Origin of the sequence: Marinimicrobium hydrolyticum (assembly GCF_030848505.1) — a bacterium.
In the GTDB taxonomy this organism is placed as follows: domain Bacteria; phylum Pseudomonadota; class Gammaproteobacteria; order Pseudomonadales; family Cellvibrionaceae; genus JAVDDU01.
In genome coordinates, this window is the sequence record NZ_JAVDDU010000003.1 from 14779 (window position 1) to 41345 (window position 26567).

The following is a 26567-nucleotide window of genomic DNA, read 5'->3' on the forward strand; positions in this document are numbered from 1 at the left end:
CAGCCTTGCTTCATCGATCGTAGACGATGTGAGCCTGACTGATTTCTCCCTGACGCAGGAGTTCCTGCACCTGGTGTAACTGTGTAGTCTCGGTAAAAGGTCCGAGACGCACCCGATAAAGCTGATCGTCACCCGCTGGTGAAATCACCAACGCCTCTTGATCGGTCAAACCCGACACCCGGTCAGCTTGAGCGCGGGCGGCCGTTTCGGACGAGAAAGCGCCCACCTGCAAGAAAGCTCCGCCTTCAACGTGACCCCCGGAGTTTTCTACCCGCAATGGTGCCGGAGCCTTACCGTCCGGGACGATGATTTCCACCTCGACCGGTGCCGTGCCCTGGTCGACAAAGCCGAGTCGTTGCGCAGCCGCGTAACTCAAATCAATGATACGGCCGTCGTGAAATGGCCCGCGGTCATTGACTCGCACCACAACGCTGCGGCCATTGTCCAAGTTAGTCACCCGTACATAAGACGGTATGGGCAGTTTCTTGTGGGCCGCGGTCATGGCATACATGTCATACACTTCGCCATTGGAAGTGTACCGGCCGTGAAATTTCTTACCGTACCAGGACGCAATGCCCCGCTCTTTGTAATCTGTCTCGTCATCCAGCAAATGATAGGTTCGGCCCAACACTGTGTAGGGGTTACTATTACCAGCGCGAGTGCGAACCTCTTGACGCGGAACAGCGTCCGGCACGTGTGACAAGTCAACTGGCTGCGCGGGCCCCCGGTCCCGCTCTTCTTCGGGCTCCCGTTCCACAGTAGGCAAGGAACTACAACCCACTAAATACAGACTGCTTAAAATCAATACGCCAGCGATCCCGTGCTTCACTCAGCTGTCTCCATCGCGGTTTTTATTTCCTGACTCAGTTGATACACAGCCAGGGCATACATGTGGCTGCGATTATATCGGGTTATGACATAAAAGTTCTGTGTTCCAAACCAAAACTCTTCGCCAAAACTTCCTTCCAACTGCAGCGCTTGAGCCGGGGTGTCATCGGGCAGCGGCAAAAGTGATTCTAGGCCGCGCTCACGCCATTCGGACAAAGGGGTTGAAGGTGGATCAATCCGGTTCATACCCACGGCCTGGAAAGAACCTTCCTGGCGGGCTCGGAACAGTACCGGCTCACCCGGCCGCCAGCCGTGCACACTGAAATAGTTGGCGACACTGCCAATGGCATCGGTGGGGTTGTTCCAAATATCCGCAAAACCGTCACCATCAAAATCCACTGCGTAATGGCGATAACTGGACGGCATAAACTGCCCATAGCCCATGGCCCCAGCATAGGACCCCTTAAAATCCAACGGGTTCTGTTCGTGCTCGCGTGTCAGCAATAGGTAATTTTTTAACTCGCTGCGGAAGAAAGGTGCGCGCGGCGGATAGTCGAAAGCCAGTGTGGTCAAAGCATCGATCACCCGATGGCTGCCCATGTTGCGACCGTAGTTGGTTTCTACCCCAATGATCGCCACCACAACTTCCGCCGGCACTCCGTATTTTTGCTCGGCCCGCTCCAGTGCCTCCCGGTGCTCCTGCCAGAACTTAACGCCGTTATTCACTCGCAGCGGCGCCACGAAAATGGGCCGGTAATCTCGCCAACTTCGCACTCGCTCAGCTGGCCGGGCAATAGCGTCGAGGATATTCTGCTGCTTTTGTGCTTGAGACATCCACTCCTTCACCTGATCGCTGGCAAATCCGTAGTCATTCACCATTTCCTCAATAAACGTCTTGGCCTCAGGGTGGAAGCGATAATCCGCACGTGCACCATGAGCCACCCCCACGATCATCAGTGCACTAACGGCGCAGCAAAGCCACTGCTTCATTCTGTTTTGTGTTATCACCATTGCTCCTGGGCCTTCGCCCCTCCTTTATATATGCCGAGTCACTCGCCGACGCTCTGTGGCAATAGCCATCAATATGCCGAAGCCCGTCATCAAGGTAACCACTGCCGTTCCGCCTTGGCTGACCAGTGGCAAGGGCACCCCCACCACCGGCAGAAGTCCGGACACCATACCGACGTTGACAAATACGTAGACAAAAAACGTTACGGTTAAGCTGGCCGCGAGCAGCCGGCTGAAACTGTCCTGGGATTTGAGCGCAATAGCCATGCAACGGGCGATAATCAGACCGTACAGCGTCAACAAAAAAAGTACCCCCAGCAGACCGAACTCCTCCGCCAGCACGGCAATGATAAAGTCCGTATGCCCTTCGGGTAAGAAGTCCAACTGTGACTGGGTCCCCTCCAACCATCCCTTGCCGGAGGTGCCGCCCGAGCCTATGGCGGTTTTGGATTGAATGATGTTCCAGCCCGCACCCAGACGATCCGACTCCGGATCAAGCAAGGTCAAAATACGCCGCTTTTGATAATCGTGGAGCACGAACTGCCACATGGGCCAGATACTGACCAACAAAGTGCCGAAGGCCACGCCCACATAACGCCAGGGCAGCCCGGAGAAAAACAGCACCATTAGACCCGCCGACGTCACCAGCAACGCGGTACCCAAATCTGGCTGCCGCGCGATGAGCACCGCCGGTACCGCAGTGAGGACCAAGGCCACACACACATGCTTGAGTCTGGGTGGTAAAAGGCGCTGGCCAAAGTAGGCCGCAATCGCAATGGGCACCGCCAATTTCATAAATTCGGAAGGCTGAAAACGGAAGCCGCCAAAGCTCAGCCAACGCTGGGCGCCTTTAGCCCCCACGCCAATCCACAAAACCAACACTAATAGGACCGCGCCCCCGGCGTAGGCCCACGGCGCAATACGGCGCAACACATGCACTGGCACCTGCGCCACCGCAAACATGGCCACATAGGCAACAATAAAATAGATGCCCTGCCGCTGTATGCCCGTCACGCTCTGACCGTTCGCACTGTAGAGCACGATCAGCCCGTAAATGGTCACGATCGTCAGCAACAGAATCAAAACAAAATCCAAGTGCAAGCGCTGCTGTATGCGGTCGCGACGCCGGAGCCCCTGGCTGGCGGAGGGCAGCCGCCGGAGAAAATCCTGATTACTCATGGTCGGCCTCCCAAGAATCCAGCCATAGGCTCTTCGTGAGGAAGCGGTTGCGCATACTGTTGATTCAGATAGGCGTCAAACAGCTTGCGCGCGATCGGTGCGGCGACGCCGCCGCCGGATTCACCGTTTTCCACGATCACCACCACCGCGATTTTGGGGTTGTCCGCGGGCGCATAACCGACAAATAGCGCGTGATCACGATGGCGCTCTTGCAGGGCTTCCGAGTCGTATTCCTCCCCCTGAGGAATCGCCACGACTTGGGATGTACCGGTTTTCCCGCCCATGCGGTACTCGGCCCCCACCCGCATGCTCCGGGCTGTGCCGCGCTGACCATGCACCACGTTTTCCATAGCTTTGAGCATGAAGTCCCAGTGCTTGTCATCAATCTCAACATACTCGTCCACGATCGGGGGACGCTCAACACCACCCACCGAGCGGACCACTTGCGGCCGCATGCGCTTGCCTCGATTGGCTAGGGTCGCGGTACTGACGGCGAGCTGCAAAGGGGTGGTAAGGGTGTAACCCTGGCCAATGGCCATATTTAAATTATCCCCCGGGAACCACGCAGCGCCGCGAGCGCCGCGCTTCCACTCACGGGAGGGCCAAATACCGCGACGCTCCGAGGGTAGGTCTATTTTGGTTAAATTCCCCAATCCAAATCGGATCCCAAAGCTGTGCATGAGGTCTACGCCCATGCGATGGCCCAGGTCGTAGTAGTAAACGTCGCAGGATTCGACCATAGCCTGCATCATATCTACCCGAGGCCCATGCCCGGTGCGGCGCCAGTCCCGATAGAGCCGGCTGCTGTTGGGCAACCGATAGAATCCTGGGTCGCGCACCCAGTGTTCCGTGTCGACAACATCATGATGGAGCCCCGCCAGACCGATTATCGACTTGAGAGTCGAGCCCGGAGGATATTGCCCCTGCAAAAAGCGATTGTAGAGAGGTAAATCCAAAGACTGATTTAGAGCTCTGAAGTCGGCAAAACTGATACCGGTAACGAACAAGTTGGGGTTAAAACTGGGCAGACTCACGGCCGCTAAAACGCCACCGGTTTCCACATCCAACGCAACCACAGCACCGCGACGGCCTTCCATTGCCTGTGCGGCTGTGCGCTGCAAATTCAAATCCATATGCAGTTCCAGGTCTTTGCCAGGCTTGGGGTCCACCCGGCCCAGTACCCTCAAGACCCGCCCGCGGGCATTAGTTTCCACATTCTGGTTGCCCACTTCACCCAGCAACTCGCGTTCATACTGAGCTTCCAACCCGTTTTTACCAATAGAGTGAGTACCGCTGTAGCGGCGCAGATCATCTTCGGCAAAACGGGCCAGATCAGACTGACTGATCCTTCCAACATAACCAATGCTGTGGGCAAACAGCTCGTGCTGGGGGTAATAGCGAACCAGTTGAGCCTCCACTTCCACGCCTTCCAGCTGGAACTCGTTGACGGCTAAGCGCGCTATTTCGGTTTCATTAAGCTGGTAGCGCAATGGCACCGCCGCAAAGGGTTTGCGGGGCTGCTGAAGCTGATCGTAGAATTTTTCCAGGTCACTGGGAGTAATACGCACCAGCGGTTTGAGCCGCTTAAGCGTTTCATCCAGATTGGAGATGCGTTCCGGGATAACAGACAGAATGTAGATGGGCCGGTTACCGGCAAGTAATTCCCCGTTGCGGTCAGAAATCAGGCCGCGCGTGGGCGGAACCGGCTGAACGTGCACCCGGTTTCGATCTGAACGGGTGGCGTAGTCCTGATGGCTGATGACCTGCAAGCTGTAGTAGCGCCCTATAAGCAATGCCATCGCCAAGGCCATAATGACCCCTGCGACGACCATGCGCACGAAAAAAATCCGCTCCTCTCGGTGGTGGTCTTTAAAGCGGTGGGATTCAGACATCGTGCCTCGAGAATTGAATGCTTGTCTTGCTGGGGGATGCGGTTGTACCGCACCCTGTTGTTATTTACTTGTGGTATGGGTGATTGTTCAATATCGAATAAGCGCGGTAAAGCTGCTCAATCACCACAATGCGCACCAGCGGGTGCGGCAGCGTTAAGGGCGAAAGCGACCACTGTATGTCCGCCGCTGCGCGACAACGGGGAGCAAGACCGTCCGGCCCCCCGATCAACAAACTGTAATTCGAACCGCTCATACGCCAATGACTTAACTGTTCCGCCAATTGCTCAGTGCTCCACGGCCGGCCGGCCACTTCCAGAGCAATCACACGGTCGCCCTTACCAATGGCCGCCAGCATCGCGTCCGCCTCTTTTTCCATGACCATCGCCGGGGAAGTACTCTTCCCCCGCGCCGCCAGAGGCAACTCCACCAACTCTATGGCCCAGTCCCGAGGCAAGCGCTTGGCGTAATCGGCATAGCCGGTTTCCACCCACGCGGGCATTTTGGTACCTAGAGCAATCAGACGAACACGCATTGGACCGGATTCCGCTCTTTAGGTTTCAGAACGGGTGCTAGGTTCCATAGACCAGAGCTTTTCAAGCTCATAAAAATCCCGGGTCTCCTGTTGCATAACGTGAACCACGGTATCCCCGAAGTCCACCAATACCCAGTCGCCACTTTCCATACCCTCAACGCCCAAAGGAGGGTGTCCTTCCTGCTTCGCGTCCACTACAACGTTGTTGGCCAGCGATTTCACGTGGCGGTTGGAGGTACCCGTAGCGATAACCAGCGTGTCCATAACTTGGCTTAGCTCGCGCACATCGAGCTGGACAACGTCTTTCGCCTTGAGGTCTTCCAGGGCGTTAATAATGATGCGATTCTTCTCTGAGGACATTCACTACCTACTAATGGTTGGTTATATAAGAAACAATGACTTAAGGCGCAGCCCGAGCGTATAACCCGTGCTGCTGGATGAATTGCCAAACCGAATCCGGGAGCAGGAACTGGGGAGACTCACCAGCGGCAATCTGGGTGCGGATATCGGTGGCCGATATGGGCAAAAGCCGAAGCGACTGTACAACAATATGACCGGCCGGCTTTTCACTGAGCACTTCCGCCGGGCCCTGATGGCGAGTAAGACAATCGGCCACGGGTCCGGTTTCGGGCAGTTTCCAGCCGGGCCGTGCTACTACCACAATGTGGCCCCAGTCCAGCAACTCCCGCCAGCGATGCCAAGTATCCAGCCCCGCAAAGGCATCGCTGCCCATAATCCAGGACAGGCTGGTCTCTGGCCCCAACTCCTCGCGCAAACCCTGCAGAGTGTCCACACTGTAGGAGGGGCCGGAGCGCTCCAGCTCGCGGGTATCCAGCTGTAAGTCGGCGCAATCACTCAGCGCCAGGCGTAACATGGCCGCGCGCTGGGCATCGCTGACTTCCGGCTCTCCCCGATGCGCCGGCCGGTGGCAAGGCACCAGACGCACTTCGTCCAGCTCCAGGGCCTGTTTGACCTCTAGGGCCAGACGCAGATGCCCGAAGTGAACCGGGTTAAAGGTACCGCCAAAAAAACCTAACGTGGTGCAGCTCACCGGTCCGACCACCTTGACCCAAGCGCAGTCGATTTACTCACGAATCTGGCCGTCGCCCAGCACAATCCATTTTTGAGAGGTGAGCCCCTCAAGCCCCACGGGACCACGCGCGTGCAACTTGTCGGTGGAAATACCGATCTCGGCGCCCAAGCCGTATTCAAAACCATCGGCAAAGCGGGTGGACGCGTTCACCATCACCGAGCTGGAGTTCACTTCGCTCAAAAAGCGCCGCGCCCGAGTGTAGTCTTCGGTCACAATCGCTTCCGTATGCTTTGAGCTGTATTGATCAATATGCTCCATGGCCTGATCCAGGTCATCCACCACGCGAATCGACAGTATGGGCGCTAGGTATTCGGTAGCCCAATCCTCTTCGGTCGCCACCTTAACGGTAATCAGCTCGCGGGTGCGCTCGCAACCTCTAAGCTCTACGCCTTTGGCGGCGTAGGCTTCGGCAAGGCGCGGCAGTATTTGCCCGGCCACGGCCCGGTCCACCAATAGAGTTTCCATGGCGTTGCAGACGCCATAGCGGTGGGTCTTGGCGTTCACGGCAATATTAAGGGCTTTGTCCAGGTCGGCTTTGGCATCAATATAAACATGGCAAATGCCATCCAAATGCTTAATCACCGGCACCTTGGCTTCGCGGCTGATGCGCTCCACCAAGCTTTTCCCGCCTCTGGGCACAATGACATCCACATAGTCGGGCATGGTAATGAGCTCACCCACAGCGGCGCGATCGGTGGTCTTGATCACCTGAACCGCCGCTTCGGGCAGGCCAGCCTGCGCTAAGCCTTGCTGTATACAGGCGGCAATGGCGGTGTTGGAGTGAATGGACTCACTGCCACCGCGCAAGATAGCCACATTGCCGGACTTTAGGCACAGGGCGGCGGCATCGATGGTGACGTTGGGCCGCGATTCATAAACGATACCAACAACCCCCAGGGGCACCCGCATTTTACCCACTTGGATGCCGGTCGGCCGATAGTTGAGGTCGGTAATGGCGCCACAGGGATCCGGCAGAGCCACCACTTGGCGTAAGCCCTCAATCATGCCATCGATGGTGGCGGGCTTAAGCGCTAGGCGATCCAGCATGGCGGCGTCCAAACCTTTGGCCCGCCCCGCGTCCAGATCTTTCTGGTTTTCGGCCACCAAAGTGGCGCGCGCATTTTCCAGCGCTTCGGCAATGGCCAGCAAAGCATCGTTCTTGGCTCCGGATGAAGCCGCCGCCACCAAGCGGGCCGCAGCTCGAGCCTGGCGGCCGACGTCGGCCATATACTGTTTCACATCGCGTGTTTCGGACATAGGGACAAAAACCGTTTGAACTTGGGGCATTTCGCAGATTATACCCTGATTTGGCGGGGCTTTTGGGGCGTAAGCCCGCACTTAAGTAAAAATAACCGCACTTTCAGCTTGGATTCAGTTTGGCGGTCGTATTCTCAACTCATGGGTGGCCCAACACCCGAAACTGAGGAGACACCGAGATGAAAAAAATCCAACTGAAAACCCTGTTCGGCAGTGTGACTCTGGCTCTGTTGTTGGCCCAAAACGCCAGCGCGGGCAATTACCGAGATTACGCCCAGGTTACTCGAGTCGACCCCATTTACGAGCGGGTCACGCAGCGTATACCCGAAACCCACTGCCGCGTGGAAACTCACCCGAATAGAAGGAGTGACTCCCATACCGGAACGATCGTGGGCGGCATCGTCGGGGCTGCCATTGGCAACGAGCTGGGCAACAAGAAACGCAACAAACAAGTGGGCGCATTGGCCGGCGGGCTGTTGGGCGCCTCCATTGGCCGGGACATAAGCCGGGGCAACACCAGGAGTGCCAGAGAAGTCTGCGAAACCCACTACCAAACCCGAACCGAGCGACAGTTGGTAGGCTACCGAGTGGACTATCGCTACCAAGGGCGTAATTACCAGACCCGTACCGACCAACATCCTGGCCGCCGTATACCGGTCTCCGTCAACGTTCGCCCAGCGCTATAACCCAGGAGCCAACAGGATCAGACCTCTGATCTTGTTGGCTACCGCTGTAAACCTGAGCCGGACGCGGTATGCTATTCACCCGACAATCCGTAACTCCGGCGACAGTAAACGTCGGGTTGATAAGCGTAACCATCCATCTTTCCTGGAACTGATCTATGGCACCGCGCCGCACCATTATCTATCGCTGTCTGTTTAGCTGCATGCTGATCGTTTTTGTCAGTGCCGGCCCAGGCACTGCTGCGACCTATGCCCAGACGGCGGCCCCCGCATCGGTGCAAAACGGGACCGCTGCCGGGGCTCAGATTGCCGCCGCCGATGCGGCGGAGATTGTGCGCAAGCAGTACGGCGGCCGGGTCATGGGGGTAGAGGCTCGTCAACGCGACGGGCGAGTGATCTACCAGGTCAGAATCCTGCAGGAAAACGGCCGTATGCGAACTGTCCGCGTCGATGGCAACTCCGGCAAAATCATAACTCGATGAGCAGGAGGAAAGTCTGTGCGCATCCTGGTAGTGGAAGATGAACTCGCTCTTCGAGAGCAAATTCAAAGCTTGCTGAGTGCTGACCAATACGCGTCTGACCTGGCCGCCGATGGTCGTGAAGGCCTGTTTTTGGGCCAGGAATACGACTATGACCTGGCCATAATCGATCTGGGGTTGCCCCTGCTCGACGGTGTAAGCCTGATTCGGCAGTTGCGCGAGGAGCGTCGCCATTACCCGATTCTGGTGCTCACCGCCCGCGGTGCCTGGCAGGATAAGGTGGAAGGCCTGGAAGCCGGCGCGGATGATTACCTCACAAAACCTTTTCACCCGGCCGAGTTGCGCGCGCGCATCAATGCCCTTTTGCGCCGGGCCAGTGGCCACGCCACGCCGGTCATGCAATTCGGCCCACTGACTATCGACACCAGTGCCCGCCGGATTCGCCTCAATGGCGAAGCAGTAGAGCTGACCAGCTACGAATACAACACTCTGGTCTACCTGGCTTTGAACGCGGGCAAGACCGTGTCCAAAACCGAACTGACCGAACACCTGTATGCCCAGGACTTTGACCGGGACAGCAACGTCATCGAAGTGTTTATTGGCCGCCTGCGCAAAAAACTCGACCCGGATTCAAGCCTGAACCTGATCAGCACCCAGCGCGGCATGGGCTACCGCTTCAACTTAGTCCCCGAGGACGGCTCCCACTAATGGCTTGGTCGCTGCGGGCACGGCTGTTTATCGCTTCAGCGTTGTTGTTACCCACCTTTCTGGGTTTAACGGGGATCATGCTGGATCAGGCCTTTCAGCGCAGCTTGCAGGCATCGGCGGAAACCCGCTTACAGGGACATATCTACCTGTTGTTCAGCGTCGCCGGTCTGGACGACGATGCGGGCTCCTTGCGCATGCCCGCCGCTTTGATGGAACCGGATTTTGAACCCTTGAACTCAGGCTTATACGCGTTTGTGTACGACGTTACCGGAACACCGGTGTGGCGCTCCAATTCAGCCCAGCTGCTCACGCCGCCCCCCTGGGAAGCACTGTCCGCGCAGGCGCAGCCGGGGGAATTTGTGCTCACCACCCTGACCTTCGCTGACGAACCTCATTGGAGCGCCCACTACGACGTTATCTGGGAGGCGGAGGACGGGAGCGAGCATCCGTTTCGGTTTGCCGTTTTGCGCGATCAAAGCGCCTACGCCGCCGAGCTGGCGGCGTATCGGGGCCAACTGTGGCGCTGGCTGGGGGCGGCGGCTCTGCTGCTATTAATCGCCCAAAGCATCATTTTACGCTGGGGGCTCAGACCCCTGCGAAAGCTGGCCACGTCCCTCAAAGCCATGCACAGCGGTGCCAGTGAGCGAATTCACGGTCGCCATCCTCAGGAGCTTCAGCGGGTCGTAGACAACCTAAACCAAGTGCTGGATCGGGAACAGGCGCTGCGCCAGCGCTACCGGGACAGCCTAAGCAACCTGGCTCACAGCCTCAAAACGCCCCTGGCGGTACTGCGCGCTCGCCTGGAAGATACCAGCACGGACCCAGCGTTACGCGCCTCGTTGGAAGAACAACTGGAGCGCATGAACCAAGTGGTTTCATACCAACTCCAGCGGGCGGTTTCCGGACAACAGCAAGGGCTCAACCAGTACACGCCCCTGGCGCCTGCTCTCCAGCGACTGTTACACGCCCTGGACAAGGTCTACCGCGACAAAGCCATCGAACACCAATGTGACCTGGAGCAGGAGGTACACTTTCCCGGTGACGAGCAGGACCTACTGGAGCTGCTGGGTAACCTACTGGAAAATGCATTCAAGTACGGCCGAACCCGAGTGAGGGTCAAAGCCTGGACGGCAGCAGGTGAGCTCATTGTGCACATTGAAGACGATGGGTCCGGCATTGAGCTGGAAGATCGGGACAAAGTGCTGCAGCGCGGCACCCGACTCGACAGCCTGCAAGCTGGCCAGGGCATTGGCTTGGCGGTCAGTGCTGACATCACCGCCAGCTACGGTGGTCAGTTGCGGATTGACCGCTCATCCCTGGGTGGGGCGTGTTTTGAGCTTCGTTTTCCACTGGCTTCTTAACCGCTAATGTCCCACCTCTTGTGCGCAAAATCGCACATCCGCTCGCTAAACTACCGCACAACAAAAAACGGAGTTTCCCACTGGGCTCATACACGAGAGCGCACCATACTGACGTCGAATCTAACAAGGGACCTTTGAACTTATTCAGAGACTCCCTCGCGCTGACGAGACAGGAATCGTTCAGCGCGCTCGACCTTCAGTGGAGGGAATACCATGTCAGCTCGCACGTGTATCGCCGTGGACTCATCCTGCGATCTCCCAGCCCAGTTCATCAAACAACACAATATTGAAATTCTGCCCATTTACATCCGCCATGCCAGCGGTCGGCAAATGGACTATCGCAACACCAAAAGCATGCTGAATTTTTATCAGAATCACAGCAGGCAACAGTTCGGTCTGGCGCAATCGGAGCCCCTGTCGGTGGACGAAATGACCGGAATCCTCCAGCAGCGACTGCTGCCCAAGTACGATTTAGTGCAAGTGGTGACCGTCAATAGTAAAAAGAGCGAGCTGTTCAAGCGCGTCTCTGAAGCGGCCATGATTAACGAACCCAAATTCCGGGCTATGGAAAAGGCCGAGCCGGGTCGCCAGCCTTTCCGCATCCGCTTGTACGACAGTATGAGCATGTTTACCGGGCACGCACTTCTGGTATACGAACTGGTTAAGCGCATTAAAATACAGCAAATGCCCATTAACCGGTCCATTCGCGCCATCGACGCCATGCGGGAGGAGGTTTACGGCTACATCGTTCCCAATGACTTATCCTACATGCGGGATCGTCGTCATCTGCGCAAGGCCGACAACAATATCTCCTGGATCAATTTCAAACTGGCCAGCCTGCTTAACTTGCGCCCCATTGTGCAGCTGCACAAAGGCGACACCAAGAAAATAGATACCGGCAAAGGTTTCTGGGGGGCCGTTGAGAAACTGTTCGAGCACACGCGCCGGCAGATCCAGCAAGGGCTGACCAGTGATGTGATTGCCATGAGCTACGGCGGGGTTTTGGACGAGATACGGGATGATCCGCGCATGGTGGCCTTCCGGGACTACTGCCGGCAACACAACATCAAAACCATGCTTTCCATGATGAGCATGACCGGAACCGTCAACGTCGGCCCACGCGCCTTCACTCTCTCGTTCGCGACCGATAAGGAGTTGGTGACGGCCTAGGGCACCATGGCACCCAGATACACCCCATAAACCAGCAACAGACAAATTGCTTCCAGTCGGTTTAGGCGTAAACCGCTGAGCAGAAAGACCATCAATGCCCCGGCCGCGCCGAGCATCACCCACTGATCCAGGGTGGCTAGGCGGCCGGTGATGGTCAGAGGCTGAACCATAGCGGAGACACCGGCAATGCCCAACAGGTTAAAGATATTACTGCCCAGGACATTGCCCACCGCCACGTCCGCGTGACGGCGCAGCACAGCAACAACCGCCACTGCCAATTCGGGCAAGGACGTCCCCACCGCCACTACGGTTAACCCGATAATGGCTTCCGGTACCCCCAGAGCCTCACCCATCCCCACGGCGCCATAGAGAAACATTCGCGCCCCAACCAGAAGGAACACCAGCCCGCCCACTACCCACAGGTTGATCAGCAATAAAGAGGGTGGCACTTGGATTAACTCATCGGCCCAGGCCTGATGAAGCTCAGCTTCAGGCCCTTCCGGCGCCACCCGCTCGGTGCGATAGGCCCAGAGCAGGTACGCAAACAAAGCCACCAATAGCATGAGCCCGTCCCGAAAGGACAAGCCGCCGTCGCGGGCAATGAGAACAAACAACAGGGAGGCGCCCAACATGGCCAGGCCATCGCGGCGCAGAGAAGCGCGGCTAATGGTCAGGGGAACCAGAACACCGCTGATACCCAGGATCAGTAAGACGTTCGCGATGTTACTGCCCAGCACATTACCCAGGGCCACGTCCGGTCGGTCGCTGAGCACCGCTTCAAGGGAGACCACCAATTCCGGCGCTGAAGTGCCAAAACCGACGATCACCAGGCCCGCCACCAGAGGCGATATGCCCAACCGGCGCGCTGCCGCCAAGGCGCCGCGCACCAGGGCTTCCCCACCGATCCCTAACAGACCGAGGCCGAGCAACAACCAGAGCAGGAGCAGCATCAGCACATCCCTTTCGTCAAAGTCCCAGAGTGCAGGTGGTCTCGAACGCTCACTAATCGCAAAGGAATTTAATAACCATCGGGATTTCGGGACTGCCAGCGCCAGGCGTCTTCAACCATGCGTTCCAGGTTGAACTCCGCGTGCCAACCCAGCTCGCGGCGCGCCAGGTCGGCGTTGGCGAAACAACTGGCAATATCACCCGGCCGGCGAGGGGCCACTTTGTAGGGTACACGCCGACCACTGGCCCGTTCAAAAGCCTCGACGACCTGAAGCACGGAGTAACCGCGACCAGTCCCGAGATTGTAGGTATAACACCCCTGCTCAGCGCCCAGCAATGCCTGTAGCGAAGCGACATGCCCGCGCGCCAAATCCACCACATGTATGTAGTCGCGCACGCCAGTACCGTCCACCGTCGGGTAATCGTCTCCGAAGATGCTCAATTCGGGGAGCTTGCCGATGGCCACCTGGGCAACATAGGGCAACAAATTGTTCGGTATGCCCGCCGGGTCCTCCCCAATTTGGCCACTTTCATGCGCGCCAATGGGATTGAAATAACGCAGCAAACTGACCCGCCACTGGCTGTCCGGCGCGGCCGCGACATCCCGAAGCATCTCCTCAATCATGAGTTTGCTCCGCCCATAAGGATTCGTGGCCGAGGTCGCAAAGGTTTCGTCAATGGGTACAGTGATCGGATCGCCGTACACGGTAGCCGAGGAGCTGAAAATCAGCCGCCACACCTGAAACTTGGCCATAACTTCCGTCAGGGTTAAGGTGCTGCCGACATTTTCCCGGTAGTAGGTCAAAGGAATCTGACTCGACTCCCCCACCGCTTTTAATCCTGCAAAGTGCATCACAGCTTCAAAAGTGTGCTTCTCGAACACCTCTTCAAGACCGGCGCGGTCGTTCAGATCAAGTCGATAAAACACCGGCTCCTTTCCGCTAATTTCGGCGACACGCCGAAGCGCTTCCGGGTTGCTGTTGCTCAGATTGTCCACGACCACCGGCTGGTAACCGGCCGCCATCAATTCCACGCACACATGACTTCCGATGTAACCGGCGCCACCGGTTACCAGGATTTGGCCGCGCTCTACTACTTGCTCTGTACTTGAAACCATAGTTTTCCCAATCCGTTAGTGGCTATTGATGCGGGTTTATCCAGAAACCCGCCCGCTGAATCGTCAGCGGCATTATCGCACAGTTTTTTTGCCGCCAAGGGCAACACTCCGCATTTTTTCCGGTCCAAAGGTTGAAGCCGGCCAGACGTGGCAAGTTTGGCCTGATTGTTGCCAGATTTTTTTGGGCGACACACTTGGGGCCTTCCCTGAGCTGGCCAGTGCCGGGACCAGCAATTTTTTTTTGCTTACGGGTATCGACAAATTAATTTGCAGCTATGCTTATAAATAGGCACTGCGGCTCACAGGCTTGTCTCCAATCGGACAAATATTTACCGTATGACGTAGGCCCAATAAGTTAAGCGTGAGGAACTGATTGATGACCATTTTCAACCACTACCGTGACCGTTACATTTCCACCCAGCAGGAGGAAATGAGCATCCAGGAATATCTGGATCTCTGTAAAACGGACCCCAGCGCTTATGCCACGGCGGCCGAGCGAATGCTGATGGCCATTGGGGAGCCTGAACTAGTGGATACCTCCCGCGACCCCAGGTTGAGCCGTATCTTCTCCAACAAGATCATTAAACGCTACGAAGCCTTCAGCGAATTCTACGGCATGGAGGAATGTATCGAAAAAATGGTCTCTTTCTTCAAGCATGCCGCTCAGGGTCTGGAGGAGAAAAAACAAATTTTGTATCTGCTCGGCCCAGTCGGCGGGGGTAAATCCTCCCTGGCGGAAAAGCTCAAAGAGCTGATGCAACAGACGCCTATTTATTGCCTAAAAGGCTCACCTATTTTTGAATCCCCCCTGGGCCTGTTTAACCCGGACGAAGATGGCGTTATTTTGGAAGAGGATTACGGCATCCCCCAGCGCTACTTAAAAACCATCATGTCCCCCTGGGCCGTGAAACGACTGCATGAGTACGAAGGCGACATTAGCCAGTTTCGCGTCGTTAAAGTCTACCCTTCCATACTCGACCAGGTGGCCATTTCCAAAACGGAACCCGGTGATGAGAACAACCAGGATATTTCAGCTTTGGTGGGCAAGGTTGATATCCGAAAACTGGAAGATTATCCACAAAATGATCCCGACGCCTACAGCTTCTCCGGCGGGCTGAGCCGAGCCAACCAGGGTCTGATGGAATTCGTGGAGATGTTTAAGGCTCCGATTAAAGTCTTGCACCCACTGTTGACCGCCACTCAGGAAGGTAACTACAACAGTACCGAAGGTTTGGGTGCCATTCCCTTTGACGGCGTTATTCTCGCTCACTCAAACGAATCGGAGTGGCAGACGTTTAAGAATAACCGCAACAACGAGGCGTTCCTGGACCGGGTCTATATCGTTAAAGTCCCCTACTGCCTGCGAGTGTCCGAAGAGGTGAAAATCTACGAGAAGCTGCTGGAGAACAGCTCCTTGTCTCAAGCCCAATGCGCGCCGGACACTCTGCGCATGCTGGCCAAGTTCATTATTCTTTCGCGCTTGAATGAACCGGAAAATTCCAACATCTATTCCAAAATGCGCATCTATGACGGCGAGAGCCTGAAAGACACAGATCCCAAGGCCAAGTCCATTCAGGAGTACCGTGATTCGGCGGGCGTCGATGAAGGAATGAGCGGCCTGTCCACGCGCTTTGCCTTCAAAATCTTGTCCAAGGTGTTCAACTTTGACGCCACCGAAGTATCTGCCAACCCGGTACACCTGCTGTATGTTCTGGAACAACAAATCGAACAGGAGCAGTTCCCTGCGGAAACGCGCGAACGGTACTTGAGTTTCATTAAACAGTATCTCGCCCCCCGTTACGTGGATTTCATCGGCAAAGAGATTCAGACAGCGTATCTGGAGTCCTACACCGAGTACGGGCAAAACATTTTCGACCGCTATGTGACCTTTGCTGACTTCTGGATTCAGGACCAGGAATACCGCGACCCGGATACTGGCGAAATACTGGATCGGGAGTCTCTCAACCAGGAACTGGAAAAGATCGAGAAGCCGGCGGGCATCAGCAACCCCAAAGACTTCCGCAACGAAATCGTCAACTTTGTGCTGCGCGCCCGGGCCAACAACGAAGGCCGCAACCCAGCCTGGAACAGTTACGAGAAGCTGCGTTCGGTGATTGAGCAGAAGATGTTTTCCAACACCGAAGACCTACTGCCGGTCATTTCCTTCAACGCCAAAGCGTCGGCAGCGGATCAGAAAAAACATCAGGACTTTGTCGCCCGCATGATTGAGCGCGGCTATACTGAAAAGCAGGTACGTCTGCTCTCCGAGTGGTATTTGCGGGTGCGCAAGTCGCAATAACCAGCGGAGGATCGCGGGTACCGCCAGCAGGAACTGATGGATTTTTTCGCCCGAATCAGTATCTGTTTAGGGGTATGTATTTATGAGTCACATTGTCGACCGACGTCTTAACGCCAAAAACAAAAGTGCTGTTAACCGGCAGCGGTTTCTACACCGCTACCGGGACCACATTAAGAAGGCCGTGTCGGATGCCGTGACCCAGCGTTCCATCACCGATATGGAACAAGGCGAGAAAATCAGCATTCCGTCGCGGGATGTGCACGAACCCGTATTCCAGCATGGCAAAGGCGGGCACAGAGAAAACGTTCTGCCCGGCAATAAAGAGTTTATTGCCGGTGATCGTATTGCGCGCCCACCCGCTGGTGGCGGAGGCGGTGGGGACGGCGAAGCCAGTGATCAGGGCGAGGGCCAGGACGATTTTGTCTTCCAAATCTCTCAGGCCGAATTTCTCGACTTTATGTTTGACGACTTGGAGTTGCCAAACCTGGTCAAACGGCAGCTTAGCGGAAGCACCGAGTTTACCCGACACCGGGCCGGCTATAGCAATCAAGGCAATCCCGGGCAAATGAATGTGGTTCGCTCTATGCGCTCAGCGCACGCCCGGCGCATTGCATTAACCGCCGGTAAGCGTCGCCGTTTGAAAGCACTGGAGGAGGAGCTTCTTCAAGAAGAGGCTAAGACGGATATACTGCACAACCCCAATCGAATTACCGAGCTCGAAGCGGAGATCGACGCGCTGCGTGCCAAAATTAAGCGGGTGCCCTGGCTGGACACCTTCGATCTAAAGTACAACTTGCACGTCAAGCACCCTATCCCCCATAGCAAGGCGGTGATGTTTTGCTTGATGGACGTTTCCGGCTCTATGACCCAGAGCACGAAGGATATGGCCAAGCGCTTCTTTATCCTTTTGTATCTTTTTCTGCAACGCAACTACGAACACACCGAGGTGGTCTTTATCCGCCACCATACCAGCGCCAAAGAAGTGGACGAAGAAGAATTTTTTTACTCCCGTGAAACCGGCGGCACCATAGTTTCCAGCGCCCTGCGCTTAATGCAGGAAATCATTGAAGCCCGCTATCCTTCTGACCAGTGGAATATTTACGGCGCCCAGGCCTCCGACGGCGACAACTGGAACGAAGACTCCACCATTTGTCATCGCTTGCTGACGGAATCCATATTGCCGCGGGTACAATATTTTTCGTACATTGAAATCACCCAGCGGGAACACCAGGCACTGTGGAACGAGTACCAATCGGTCAAGGCCCGCTTTCCAGAGCTGTTCGCCATGCAACAAATTACCGACGCGCGGGATATCTATCCGGTATTTCGCGAGCTGTTCCATAAAGACACCCACAAGCAGGCAGGTTAATTTATGGGCGTGCGCAAACCCATTTCCACCACGTCCGAATGGACGTTTGAATTAATCGAAGAGTACGACCGGGCGGTGGCGGAAATCGCGGCCGAATACGGTCTGGATACCTATCCCAATCAGATTGAAATCATCAGTTCCGAGCAAATGATGGACGCCTATGCGGCCTCCGGCATGCCGCTGGGTTACCATCATTGGTCGTACGGCAAACAGTTCGTGTCCATTGAAAACGCCTACAAGCGTGGCCAGATGGGTCTGGCCTATGAGCTGGTGATCAACTCAAACCCGTGCATCGCTTACCTGATGGAAGAAAACACCTTGACCATGCAAGCGCTGGTGATCGCCCACGCCTGCTATGGTCATAACTCGTTCTTCAAAGGCAACTATTTGTTCCGCACTTGGACCGACGCGGAATCCATTATCGATTACTTTTTGTTTGCCAAAAATTACATCGCCGATTGCGAGGAGCGGTACGGCGTGGGTGCGGTGGAAAAGATTCTGGACTCCTGCCACGCCCTAATGAACTATGGGGTGGATCGCTATAAGCGGCCATCACCAATCTCCGCTGCAACCGAGCGCTCCCGCCAAAAAGAGCGCGAAGTGCATTTGCAACAGCAAGTGAACGACCTTTGGCGCACTATCCCAAAAACACCAGAGCAAGAAGCCGAAGCGCTATCCGAGGCATTTCGCTATCCTCCCGAGCCTCAGGAGAACCTGCTCTACTTTATTGAAAAGAACGCCCCTTTGTTGGAGCCCTGGCAGCGGGAAATTGTCCGCATTGTACGTAAGGTGGCGCAGTATTTTTATCCGCAGCGTCAAACCCAGGTAATGAACGAGGGTTGGGCCACCTTCTGGCACTACACACTGCTCAATGACATGTACGATCGGGGCTTGGTCACGGAAGGGTTTATTTTGGAATTCCTGCAGTCCCACGCTGGGGTTATTTACCAACCACCCTTCGACCATCCGGGTTACAGCGGCATTAATCCCTACACGCTGGGCTTTACCATGATGAGGGATATTCGGCGTATTTGCGAAGAGCCCACCGATGAAGACCGGCACTGGTTCCCGGACATCGCCGGCAGCAACTGGGTAGAGACGCTGCACTTTGCCATGCGCAACTTCAAAGACGAGAGTTTCATTTTGCAGTTTCTCTCACCGCGGGTGATTCGAGAACTGAAGCTGTTCGCCATCGTCGATGACGACCGGGAAGCCCATATTGAAGTGGACGCTATCCACGACGAAGAGGGCTACCGCGCGGTGCGAGAGTCCCTGGCGGAACTGTACAACCTGGGTAGCCGAGAACCCAACATTCAGGTGTATTCGGTGGATATTCGCGGCGACCGCTCCATTACGCTGCATCATAGCCGTCACGAACGTAAACCACTGGACGAGTCGGCTCAGGAAGTTCTTCGGCACTTACACCGCTTGTGGGGCTTTGACGTACATCTGAACTCCATGGAAGACGGCCGGATTATGCAGGCATTTCACTGCCCCTCCAACGGCGAAGCGTGAGTGGGCTCTGAACTAACCGGGTTATTGTTGACGCAATACCCGGTTCACCATCAGTGGGCCAATGATCTCGAATATGACCGTTGAGGCAATAATTACGGTCAACAGCACTGTGGCGTATTCGGGAAATCGGTCGGCAACCAATAACGCCATGCCCATGGCAACACCGGCCTGTGGTGTCAGCGCCAAGCCCAAATCGCGTGGCAAGGTGACGCCGCGTTTCTGAATTAACCGCACGCCCAACCACCCCCCCAGGTAACGCCCCACCAAACGCAAGACGATATAAGCCAGGGTCAAACCCAAGGCATCGCCAAGCTCATAAAGATCTATCGCCGCGCCAGAGAGTACAAAGAAAAACACCAAAAACGGCCATTCGATATGTTCAATTTCCTTAAAGGAACGCGTGTGGTGGGTAGATAGGTTAACCACCAATACCCCCGCCGTCATACCCGCCAAGAGAGCGGAAACACCCAGCCAGGAAGACAGTCCGGATAACAAAAGCATCAGCGCGATGGCTTCTACTTGGGTGGGCTCTCCGGGTTTTAGCCGTCCAGTTAGCCATGCGGCGGGAGCGCCTACCAAGCCCCCAAGCAGCAGCGCTCCGCCTAACTCCCACCCGGAATAAATCAGAGCCGTATGCCCTTCAGCGTTAATCAACCAACCCAGCCACGCCATGGCCAGCCCGAAAAGGATGATGCCCCAGGCGTCGCACAAAGCAACCGAGCCCATCAACACTTGCGCCCGCAGCCGATCGTCACCGCGCCTGTGGATCATTTCACTCACCACGGCGGGCCCAGTCGTCACTGAAATCGCCGCTAAGGCAACCACTACCACAAGGGGAAAGCCCAACAGCAACAAGCCCAACGCGAGGGTTCCTCCACACACCACCACCGAAGTCAGCGATACCCAACCGATCAAAGGCCCGGTGGATCGTAGGCGCTCAACCGTCAGTTCGCTGCCCAGCAAAAAAGCCACCATCACCAACGCTAGCTCAATGAGCGGCTCGCTTAACCCGCCCAAGGGATCGTCAGCAGGCATGCCCAACACCAACTGTTGAACAACGGCCACCGCCACTCCGATGAGCACCAGCAGAGAGATACGCGGTAAGCGTGTGTGGCTGGAGACCGCATCGGCCAGGATGCTCAAGGACAATATGGCGCCCAATAGCACCATATTGGTGGCAGCCGGCGTCACATCAACGGGAAGCTGGGACAACCACTCAGCACTCACGAACTTTTACTCCCAGGAAGCGCATAGGAACACTGGATAAAAGATAGAAGGAAGAAACACGTCAACGCGCAACGTTTAAACCCAGTAAGGTTAAACTTTGTCGTTGGCCGCCCAACTCCGCCACATCAGGCAGCAGCCCCCACTGTGAAAAACCGTATTTTTTAAACAGCGCCAGACTGGCGACATTGTCGGAGAGAGCGAAAGCGACCAAACTGTGGATGTGTAACCGCGTGCAACAGCCGATGGCCCCCTGGAGTAAACACGAGCCAACTCCCCTTCCATGATACTCGGGGGCCACGTACACACTGATCTCGGCAGTGCCGTTATACGCGGGTCGGCTATAAAAGTCTTGAAAACTGAGCCAGCCCGAAATGGTGCCCTCTTGCTCCTGAACAAAGATTGGACGGACATCGGAATGGGTTTCAAACCACAGTCGGCGACTCTCGATACTCGCCCGTTCGGTATCGACCGTTGAACCCTCGGAATCGGTTGCGTTGTAGATGGCAATAATACGGGGAAGATCTTCCGCCGTGGCGCGTCGCATCACTTCTCCTTGGCGGTCGATCCGTTTTGACTTCCGCCTGCGTAGGGCATGTTCATGTAACGGTCGCCCGAAGCCAGTTCATCAAACATTTGTTGCAGCCGCCGCTCTTGTGTAGAAGGCCGTTTAGCGCTACTAATCCACGTTGCGTTGGTACGGGGGGCGTGCGTCGTAAGCTGACCTCAAACCACTCGCCGCCAACGCCGCTTCAACGAATTCCGGCCTCCACGTCAACAACAATTTTTGATCCGTTAACAAAGTTACTCATCGTGGACGACCCCGTCAAGAAGCCTCGTAAAGCGATACGCCAGCTTTTAAAGTCCTTTCTTTACCCAGCGGCCGTTTTGCTCGATTACCTCAAAACGGGCCCAATTCCGAAACTCTTCGCGGGTACATAGACCCGTGTCATAGTTATCGCCACCGGCAATATTTTTGTAGATTACTCGCCCATCCGTCGATTTACCGGTTTCTTCGGCATCAATCACCTGACGGATACACCACCGTTTGCCCAGCTCACCGTTGCTGTAAAAGCCTCCCGGTAGCACGGTTTCCGGGTGCTCAACTTGGCGCTCAGCGTGCTCACGCGCCAGCTCCATTAGTTCGGTCAGTTCTTCGGTCGTAATATCCACATAGGAATTCAAACGCTCCATTGCCGCCGCTAGATCCTCCTGAGTGAGGGCAACTCCGGGATATTGGCTGGGGGCCGTGCGGGGAGTACTGCCACGGCTCCAGTGAAAGGGGTAACGGCGCCAGGGGAAAATCGCGTTAAACAACACAGCCACCAGAACGATGGTAAGGGCATTCATCAAGACTGGTGTAATTAAATACGCATAGCCCAAGGCGTACACATCCGGGCCGCCGATCACGGCTGCCAGAGCGGTCGCCCCACCCGGAGGGTGGATGCAGCGCAGGTAGTACATGGCCGCCACAGCGCCGCCGACCGCTAAAGCGGACGCCCAAAACAGCTCAGGAATGATTAACTGGCAGGTCACCCCCACGCCGGCTGAAACCACGTGTCCCCCAATAACCGCCCATGGTTGCGACAAGGCCCCGTGAGGTACGGCGAACAACAGCACGGCAGAGGCACCCATGGACGCTAACATCAACAGAGCGCCCACGTCTGCCAGGTACCAAAGCGACAAGCCATAAACCGCAAGGATGCCCACAAAGGCACCCACGGAGGAAACCCATTTTTCCCGATGACTGGTGGTATTTCCCGCAATTCCCAAAAGGGCGCGGCTCTCACCCAACATACGCTGAAGTCTCGACACCAAGCTGTCTCTTGCACCAAATTAGTGCGCCAATGGTAGTACCTTCAGAGGGGTGTGGCAATCGTCCGCAACTCTCCCTTTCGCGATAGGTCCATAAGGAAAGACCCTGGCCAGGAGGCGTGATGCAAATAGCCATTGAACATCATCGTAAGGAGCAGCGTTTCAGCGTGCCGACAGACTCCGAACCCGCCGTGTTGGAATACCGGCTGCTCACGAGTACTTCTGAACCGGGCAGCGTGGACTTCACGTATACCTACGTGCCCGCAGCCTATCGCGGACAAGGCATTGCTGAAGCACTGGTTCGGCATGGACTAAAGTGGGCGAAGGACGAAGGTTATGAGGTGCAAGCCAGTTGCTGGTACGCGGCCAAGTTTTTACGGTAACGAGCCTTTACTATGCACCCCGGTTTGAAAGTTCGAATTTACGCAAGGACGTGATTCTGAACGACACTTGGCGGCAAACTCCGGAAGATGACGTAAATTCCATCTTGCCAGTCGGGGAAAATATGCATAACAATTTCCAATCCCACCGCGCCCTCCAAACACAGGCAATCCAGACACCGGCAATCAGTGGTCGGGTCAGTGGTATTCAGGCTGGCGGCATGGCCGCAGGCCTTATTGCCTGCGTCCTTGCCGTATTGGGCACAGTGACCCTGGCCAACGCTCTTTTGCCGCTAAGCGCCTTCGCAGCGATCTTCGGTACCATTCAGGGGCTCAAAGGCCGTTGCGCCGGCTGCATAGGGGTGAACCTGCTTGCCGGCGCCCTGGCGATATTTGGCATGGTGACGTCGCCCGAACTCATGCTCGCAGGGCTATAAAACACGCTTAACCGCCGAAACGGTACACAACCCTAAAACCGTATTCTTGCCGCGTGGTATCGACGCCAGGGGCCGGCTCACTGTAATGCACCAGTGAGGCCACAAAGCGCAATGCCAGTTGATCGGACAAGGGGTGGTCCAGAAAGAACTCACCGATGGCACTGAAATTGCCCCAGTCGCTCAATCGGGGCTGAAAGTACAGGGTGGATCCGAAAGTAGTGTTCTCACCCACCTCCGCGCGTGCGGTCAGATAAATATTGGCGCGCCAAACGTGAGAATCAACCCGGCCCGCATCCCCCACTTCCTGGCGCCATTCTGACATTACGCCCAAGCCCAGCGCGTGATCAACCGCTTCACCAAACACACCGTTCAAGCGTGTACCCGTGCCCACCAGGGAGCGCTCACGCAGAGAGGCATAGTCGTCTCTGGCGCTCTGACCAAACACCTCCCAGTTGTACAAAGCGTCATAGGGGGAGATGGCGTCCGACCCCAATGCGTGCACGTGACGCAAATGCACCATGCCCCGACGCCGGTATACGTCATTCACTTCACTGTAGGAGCCTCGGGCCACGAGAAAATTATGACTCCCGGGGCGCAACCAGTCCAAGCGTCCATTGGCATCCAATCTCACCTCATCGGAACCGCTCTGAATGGCGCTTAGAGACATTCCGACTTCACCGTTCACTCCAGGCTCCAACTCCGCGTTGCGCACCGCTTCGATATTCACGATGGCCGCGGCAGGTAGCGCCAACATTAGCATCCCGGCTGCGGCGAATGAGCGTATTACGTTGATCATGACTTTTCTCCGGCATCAGTGGTAAGTACAACAGCCCTGCCCGTTAGAGGACGAGGACTCTTTCCCGTGTGCATTCTAACGTATTGATTGTGCCCTTTTCCGCCACCTTTCTCAGTGACGGGGAACAAAAAAAAGGCACCGGGCCGGGGCCTCGGTGCCTTTTTGTTGAAGCCCTGAGGATTAGTTCAGAGCGCGGCTCCGGCTGGCCGGGTGCCAGGGATCGGGCACGTAGAAGGTGCGCTCAAGCTTTTTGTAGTGCTCCAGATCGTGCTCTGGCTGCGGGTATTGCTCCGGTATGGGCCGGCCGGAAACACTCGAGAAGTAAAGCACGCAGGAGTCGCGCCAGCGAATAGCGTCACGCAGTTGGATCTCCAGTAGTGCCTTCACATGCTCGAAGCGCTGCTGGTCAATTAGCCCTTCCACTTGGTCCCACTTACGCTGCATGGCTTCCACTTGCTCAACGCCCTTGTAGTACTTGTGTACCAACTCTTCCCACAGGGTACGACCAGACTCCATCTCGTGATCCCAGTCCACATGGTGGAACCAGAGCATGAAATCTTCCGGCACACGGTCCAGGTCGGCGAAGAGTTCCCGCACGGGCTCATGGTATTGCTCCACAGCGTTGGAGCCTGTCTCGGTGCGATCAAAACCAATGCCGGTTTCAGAAGCCCGATGGTAATAAGCGGCGGTCCAGTCCAGACGGTCCGCCTCCGCGTACCAGGGGGCGGGACCGTAGTGGTGGCCCTGGGCATAGAGGTGCGTCAGCCCCAGCGGATTGCGATAGTTCACCCCCGCCTCGCGGGAGATCTCCATAATTTCACCCACGGGATCCAGGAAACGACGGTCGTGACTGAAGGTCATGCGCATCCACTCATCGGCGATTTGCTCTGAGGTCAGCTCGTAGTCCCAAGCCATACGACCGTAGACGTACCAGCTGGACTGCACAAACGGGTGGCCGGTCCAGTTGCGATCCGTACCCGGGTTGATGACCCCGGCCATGCCGGTGTGCTTGTACTCAAACACTTCGTTGCCAAGAATTCGGCCTACCGTAGAGCCTTCGCCCTTAGCATAGGTATCCGCCTGCAGTACTTCTTCGAACAGTGGTCCTTGATACGCCAGATGGTAAGAGAAACCGAAATATTCCTGAGTTACCTGCAGCTCCAGCATGATGTTGGTGTCTTTCAAGCCACCAAATAAGGGCGAGAAAGGCTCGCGAGGCTGGAAATCAATGGGGCCATTTTTGATCTGCAAAATGACGCTGTCCTTGAACTTACCGTCCAGGGGCATGAACTCGTCGTAAGCCTCACGGAAGCGATCTTCCTGCTCTGGGTCATAGACAAAGGCCCGCCAAAAAACCAGTCCGCCAAACGGCTCCAGCGCCTCGGCCAGCATATTGGCGCCATCGGCGTGAGTACGCCCGTAGCCATGGGGGCCGGGCTGGCCTTCAGAATCGGCTTTCACCAGAAAACCGCCAAAGTCGGGGATGTACTCGTAAACCTTTTCCGCTCGGTCTTTCCACCACTGGCGCACGCCCGGATCCAGAGGATCGGCGGTATCCAAGTCGCCAAAGGCGCGCGGGGAGTCGAAGTTGATGGACAGGTACATCTTGATCCCGTAGGGGCGGAAAGTGTCCGCCAGTACCGCCACTTTCTCCAGGAACTGGTCACTGAGAATGCGGGGGTCGGCGTTGACGTTATTAATGACGGTAGCGTTGATCCCTAAAGAGGCATTCATACGCGCATAGTCGGTGTAACGCGGGTCCCGATGGTTCGGCAGAGAACCCCAGTCCCACAGGGACAAGCCGGCGTAGCCACGCTCAACCAAGCGATCCAAGTTATCCCAATGGTTGACCATGCGATGCTGAACTTTGGGTGCGGAGCTGACGTTGAGGCCATCAATGGTTTCGCCGGTTTGCAGCAAACGCAGCAGGTGGTAAACCCCGTAGAGAACTCCCACATCACTCTGTGCCGCAACGATGGTGGCCGGACGGCGATTGATACGGGTTTCCTCCAGAATAAACCCCTCGGGGCCCACCTGGGCAAGTCGGTCTTCAAGGTCCAGAGAGGCGATCAATTCTGAGCTCTCGGGAGTGCCAATGACCAGATTGCCGCGGCGAGCGAGGTTGTCGCGCTCAGCCAATTCCCGATCTAGCAGCCCGCCCAAGCCCATACGCAGCTCTTTGACAGCGGCATCAATGGTGGGTGATTGGCTGTCCACCACCAGATGACGCAGCTGCGAGCGGTAATCATTGCGCAGGCTGGTGTTTTCAATCGGATCGTAACGCAGCCACATACGGTAGCCGTCTTCGGCCAGCGCCAGGCCGGAACCCGAAATCAAGGCGAAAGTGAGTAAAAAAGCAAAGAATCTAGACATGAGGTACCCAATTATTCTTTAAAAGATACGCGCCCTTTCGGGCGGCAAGCAAGCAGTGCAGGCCCTATATTAAAGTCAATTTAACCATAAGGCCAGAACGGCTA

General features: G+C 56.2%; 25 protein-coding genes and 1 pseudogene. 10 read left to right on the forward strand and 16 right to left on the reverse strand.

Annotated elements, in window-relative coordinates:
• Nucleotides 1-10: 10 nt before the first annotated feature.
• The 8 genes from RBH33_RS06205 to RBH33_RS06240 form a co-directional block, all read right to left on the reverse strand.
• Nucleotides 11-829 carry a septal ring lytic transglycosylase RlpA family protein gene (locus RBH33_RS06205; protein WP_306731286.1) on the reverse strand — a complete coding sequence of 273 codons (819 nt, stop codon included), beginning with the start codon at nucleotides 827-829 and terminating at the stop codon, nucleotides 11-13.
• Nucleotides 826-1836 (reverse strand): lytic murein transglycosylase B, encoded by a 1011-nt coding sequence (gene mltB, locus RBH33_RS06210; protein WP_306731287.1) that lies wholly within the window; start codon nucleotides 1834-1836, stop codon nucleotides 826-828. Before mltB ends, RBH33_RS06205 begins: the two co-directional genes overlap by 4 nt.
• A gap of 27 nt (nucleotides 1837-1863) precedes the next feature.
• Nucleotides 1864-3015 (reverse strand): rod shape-determining protein RodA, encoded by a 1152-nt coding sequence (gene rodA, locus RBH33_RS06215; RefSeq protein ID WP_306731288.1) that lies wholly within the window; start codon nucleotides 3013-3015, stop codon nucleotides 1864-1866.
• A complete protein-coding gene (mrdA, locus tag RBH33_RS06220) occupies nucleotides 3012-4907 on the reverse strand; it encodes a penicillin-binding protein 2 (RefSeq protein WP_306731289.1) in 1896 nt (631 codons plus the stop codon). The genes rodA and mrdA overlap by 4 nt, the downstream gene beginning before the upstream one ends.
• 64 nt (nucleotides 4908-4971) lie before the next feature.
• Complete coding sequence (rlmH, locus tag RBH33_RS06225; protein WP_306731290.1) at nucleotides 4972-5439, reverse strand: 23S rRNA (pseudouridine(1915)-N(3))-methyltransferase RlmH; 468 nt, start codon at nucleotides 5437-5439, stop codon at nucleotides 4972-4974.
• Between the two features lie 18 nt (nucleotides 5440-5457).
• A complete protein-coding gene (gene rsfS / locus RBH33_RS06230; RefSeq protein ID WP_306731291.1) occupies nucleotides 5458-5799 on the reverse strand; it encodes a ribosome silencing factor in 342 nt (113 codons plus the stop codon).
• Nucleotides 5800-5839: 40 nt separating this feature from the next.
• Nucleotides 5840-6490, reverse strand: coding sequence for a nicotinate-nucleotide adenylyltransferase (gene nadD, locus RBH33_RS06235; RefSeq protein ID WP_306731292.1), 651 nt, complete (start codon nucleotides 6488-6490; stop codon nucleotides 5840-5842).
• Nucleotides 6491-6523: 33 nt separating this feature from the next.
• Nucleotides 6524-7789 (reverse strand): glutamate-5-semialdehyde dehydrogenase, encoded by a 1266-nt coding sequence (locus tag RBH33_RS06240; RefSeq protein ID WP_306731293.1) that lies wholly within the window; start codon nucleotides 7787-7789, stop codon nucleotides 6524-6526.
• 179 nt (nucleotides 7790-7968) lie between these two features.
• Between RBH33_RS06240 and RBH33_RS06245 the strand changes: the two genes are divergently transcribed.
• The 5 genes from RBH33_RS06245 (at nucleotide 7969) to RBH33_RS06265 (ending at nucleotide 12190) form a co-directional block, all read left to right on the forward strand.
• On the forward strand, nucleotides 7969-8475 hold the full coding sequence (locus RBH33_RS06245; RefSeq protein WP_306731294.1) for a glycine zipper 2TM domain-containing protein: 507 nt from the start codon (nucleotides 7969-7971) through the stop codon (nucleotides 8473-8475).
• Nucleotides 8476-8630: 155 nt separating this feature from the next.
• Nucleotides 8631-8954, forward strand: a complete 324-nt coding sequence (locus tag RBH33_RS06250; protein ID WP_306731295.1) for a PepSY domain-containing protein — start codon at nucleotides 8631-8633, stop codon at nucleotides 8952-8954.
• A 15-nt stretch (nucleotides 8955-8969) separates the two neighbouring features.
• Nucleotides 8970-9659 carry a response regulator transcription factor gene (locus RBH33_RS06255; RefSeq protein WP_306731296.1) on the forward strand — a complete coding sequence of 230 codons (690 nt, stop codon included), beginning with the start codon at nucleotides 8970-8972 and terminating at the stop codon, nucleotides 9657-9659.
• A complete protein-coding gene (locus RBH33_RS06260) occupies nucleotides 9659-11020 on the forward strand; it encodes an ATP-binding protein (RefSeq protein ID WP_306731297.1) in 1362 nt (453 codons plus the stop codon). The genes RBH33_RS06255 and RBH33_RS06260 overlap by 1 nt, the downstream gene beginning before the upstream one ends.
• Before the next feature lie 213 nt (nucleotides 11021-11233).
• A complete protein-coding gene (locus tag RBH33_RS06265) occupies nucleotides 11234-12190 on the forward strand; it encodes a DegV family protein (protein WP_306731298.1) in 957 nt (318 codons plus the stop codon).
• Here the strand turns inward: RBH33_RS06265 and RBH33_RS06270 are convergent.
• On the reverse strand, nucleotides 12187-13140 hold the full coding sequence (locus tag RBH33_RS06270) for a calcium/sodium antiporter (RefSeq protein WP_306731746.1): 954 nt from the start codon (nucleotides 13138-13140) through the stop codon (nucleotides 12187-12189). The two genes, RBH33_RS06265 and RBH33_RS06270, sit on opposite strands and share 4 nt — an antisense overlap.
• Before the next feature lie 68 nt (nucleotides 13141-13208).
• Complete coding sequence (gene galE / locus RBH33_RS06275; protein WP_306731299.1) at nucleotides 13209-14255, reverse strand: UDP-glucose 4-epimerase GalE; 1047 nt, start codon at nucleotides 14253-14255, stop codon at nucleotides 13209-13211.
• Nucleotides 14256-14631: 376 nt separating this feature from the next.
• On the opposite strand from galE, the gene RBH33_RS06280 reads away from it, so the two are divergent.
• The 3 genes from RBH33_RS06280 to RBH33_RS06290 all read left to right on the forward strand — a co-directional run bounded on the left by RBH33_RS06280 (nucleotide 14632) and on the right by RBH33_RS06290 (nucleotide 19438).
• Nucleotides 14632-16554 carry a PrkA family serine protein kinase gene (locus RBH33_RS06280; protein WP_306731300.1) on the forward strand — a complete coding sequence of 641 codons (1923 nt, stop codon included), beginning with the start codon at nucleotides 14632-14634 and terminating at the stop codon, nucleotides 16552-16554.
• 82 nt (nucleotides 16555-16636) lie between these two features.
• Entirely contained in the window at nucleotides 16637-17923 is a 1287-nt protein-coding gene (locus RBH33_RS06285) for a YeaH/YhbH family protein (RefSeq protein ID WP_306731301.1), read from the forward strand.
• A gap of 3 nt (nucleotides 17924-17926) precedes the next feature.
• Nucleotides 17927-19438 carry a SpoVR family protein gene (locus tag RBH33_RS06290; protein WP_306731302.1) on the forward strand — a complete coding sequence of 504 codons (1512 nt, stop codon included), beginning with the start codon at nucleotides 17927-17929 and terminating at the stop codon, nucleotides 19436-19438.
• 21 nt (nucleotides 19439-19459) lie between these two features.
• On the opposite strand, the gene RBH33_RS06295 is transcribed toward RBH33_RS06290, so the two are convergent.
• From RBH33_RS06295 to RBH33_RS06305, 4 genes and pseudogenes are all read right to left on the reverse strand, one after another.
• Nucleotides 19460-20665, reverse strand: coding sequence for a cation:proton antiporter (locus RBH33_RS06295; RefSeq protein ID WP_306731303.1), 1206 nt, complete (start codon nucleotides 20663-20665; stop codon nucleotides 19460-19462).
• 61 nt (nucleotides 20666-20726) lie between these two features.
• Complete coding sequence (locus RBH33_RS06300; RefSeq protein ID WP_306731304.1) at nucleotides 20727-21209, reverse strand: GNAT family N-acetyltransferase; 483 nt, start codon at nucleotides 21207-21209, stop codon at nucleotides 20727-20729.
• Nucleotides 21209-21352: pseudogene (locus tag RBH33_RS17740) on the reverse strand (YdeI/OmpD-associated family protein); the annotation flags it as partial. The gene RBH33_RS06300 and the pseudogene RBH33_RS17740, both read right to left, overlap by 1 nt.
• A gap of 168 nt (nucleotides 21353-21520) precedes the next feature.
• Nucleotides 21521-22477: an HPP family protein gene (locus tag RBH33_RS06305; protein WP_306731305.1), complete on the reverse strand. Its 957-nt coding sequence runs from the start codon at nucleotides 22475-22477 to the stop codon at nucleotides 21521-21523.
• 122 nt (nucleotides 22478-22599) lie between these two features.
• Here RBH33_RS06305 and RBH33_RS06310 point away from each other — a divergent pair, with 122 nt between their 5' ends.
• Together RBH33_RS06310 and RBH33_RS06315 are read left to right on the forward strand one after the other, a co-directional pair.
• A complete protein-coding gene (locus RBH33_RS06310; protein WP_306731306.1) occupies nucleotides 22600-22860 on the forward strand; it encodes a GNAT family N-acetyltransferase in 261 nt (86 codons plus the stop codon).
• Between the two features lie 122 nt (nucleotides 22861-22982).
• Entirely contained in the window at nucleotides 22983-23294 is a 312-nt protein-coding gene (locus RBH33_RS06315; RefSeq protein ID WP_306731307.1) for a hypothetical protein, read from the forward strand.
• Nucleotides 23295-23301: 7 nt separating this feature from the next.
• On the opposite strand, the gene RBH33_RS06320 is transcribed toward RBH33_RS06315, so the two are convergent.
• Together RBH33_RS06320 and RBH33_RS06325 are read right to left on the reverse strand one after the other, a co-directional pair.
• The gene (locus RBH33_RS06320; RefSeq protein ID WP_306731308.1) at nucleotides 23302-24090 is read right to left on the reverse strand and encodes a DUF481 domain-containing protein; all 789 of its coding nucleotides are present in this window, start codon (nucleotides 24088-24090) and stop codon (nucleotides 23302-23304) included.
• 180 nt (nucleotides 24091-24270) lie between these two features.
• Nucleotides 24271-26463, reverse strand: a complete 2193-nt coding sequence (locus RBH33_RS06325; RefSeq protein WP_306731309.1) for an alpha-glucuronidase family glycosyl hydrolase — start codon at nucleotides 26461-26463, stop codon at nucleotides 24271-24273.
• Nucleotides 26464-26567: the final 104 nt, after the last annotated feature.

Bases quoted from the DNA above. Each gene is read 5' to 3' on its own strand.
- rodA (WP_306731288.1), bottom strand. From the start codon at position 3,015: ATGAGTAATCAGGATTTTCTCCGGCGGCTGCCCTCCGCCAGCCAGGGG.
- mrdA (WP_306731289.1), bottom strand. From the start codon at position 4,907: ATGTCTGAATCCCACCGCTTTAAAGACCACCACCGAGAGGAGCGGATT.
- rlmH (WP_306731290.1), bottom strand. From the start codon at position 5,439: ATGCGTGTTCGTCTGATTGCTCTAGGTACCAAAATGCCCGCGTGGGTG.
- rsfS (WP_306731291.1), bottom strand. From the start codon at position 5,799: ATGTCCTCAGAGAAGAATCGCATCATTATTAACGCCCTGGAAGACCTC.
- RBH33_RS06240 (WP_306731293.1), bottom strand. From the start codon at position 7,789: ATGTCCGAAACACGCGATGTGAAACAGTATATGGCCGACGTCGGCCGC.
- RBH33_RS06245 (WP_306731294.1), top strand. From the start codon at position 7,969: ATGAAAAAAATCCAACTGAAAACCCTGTTCGGCAGTGTGACTCTGGCT.
- RBH33_RS06250 (WP_306731295.1), top strand. From the start codon at position 8,631: ATGGCACCGCGCCGCACCATTATCTATCGCTGTCTGTTTAGCTGCATG.
- RBH33_RS06260 (WP_306731297.1), top strand. From the start codon at position 9,659: ATGGCTTGGTCGCTGCGGGCACGGCTGTTTATCGCTTCAGCGTTGTTG.
- RBH33_RS06265 (WP_306731298.1), top strand. From the start codon at position 11,234: ATGTCAGCTCGCACGTGTATCGCCGTGGACTCATCCTGCGATCTCCCA.
- RBH33_RS06270 (WP_306731746.1), bottom strand. From the start codon at position 13,140: ATGCTGCTCCTGCTCTGGTTGTTGCTCGGCCTCGGTCTGTTAGGGATC.
- galE (WP_306731299.1), bottom strand. From the start codon at position 14,255: ATGGTTTCAAGTACAGAGCAAGTAGTAGAGCGCGGCCAAATCCTGGTA.
- RBH33_RS06280 (WP_306731300.1), top strand. From the start codon at position 14,632: ATGACCATTTTCAACCACTACCGTGACCGTTACATTTCCACCCAGCAG.
- RBH33_RS06285 (WP_306731301.1), top strand. From the start codon at position 16,637: ATGAGTCACATTGTCGACCGACGTCTTAACGCCAAAAACAAAAGTGCT.
- RBH33_RS06290 (WP_306731302.1), top strand. From the start codon at position 17,927: ATGGGCGTGCGCAAACCCATTTCCACCACGTCCGAATGGACGTTTGAA.
- RBH33_RS06300 (WP_306731304.1), bottom strand. From the start codon at position 21,209: ATGCGACGCGCCACGGCGGAAGATCTTCCCCGTATTATTGCCATCTAC.
- RBH33_RS06310 (WP_306731306.1), top strand. From the start codon at position 22,600: ATGCAAATAGCCATTGAACATCATCGTAAGGAGCAGCGTTTCAGCGTG.
- RBH33_RS06315 (WP_306731307.1), top strand. From the start codon at position 22,983: ATGCATAACAATTTCCAATCCCACCGCGCCCTCCAAACACAGGCAATC.
- RBH33_RS06320 (WP_306731308.1), bottom strand. From the start codon at position 24,090: ATGATCAACGTAATACGCTCATTCGCCGCAGCCGGGATGCTAATGTTG.
- RBH33_RS06325 (WP_306731309.1), bottom strand. From the start codon at position 26,463: ATGTCTAGATTCTTTGCTTTTTTACTCACTTTCGCCTTGATTTCGGGT.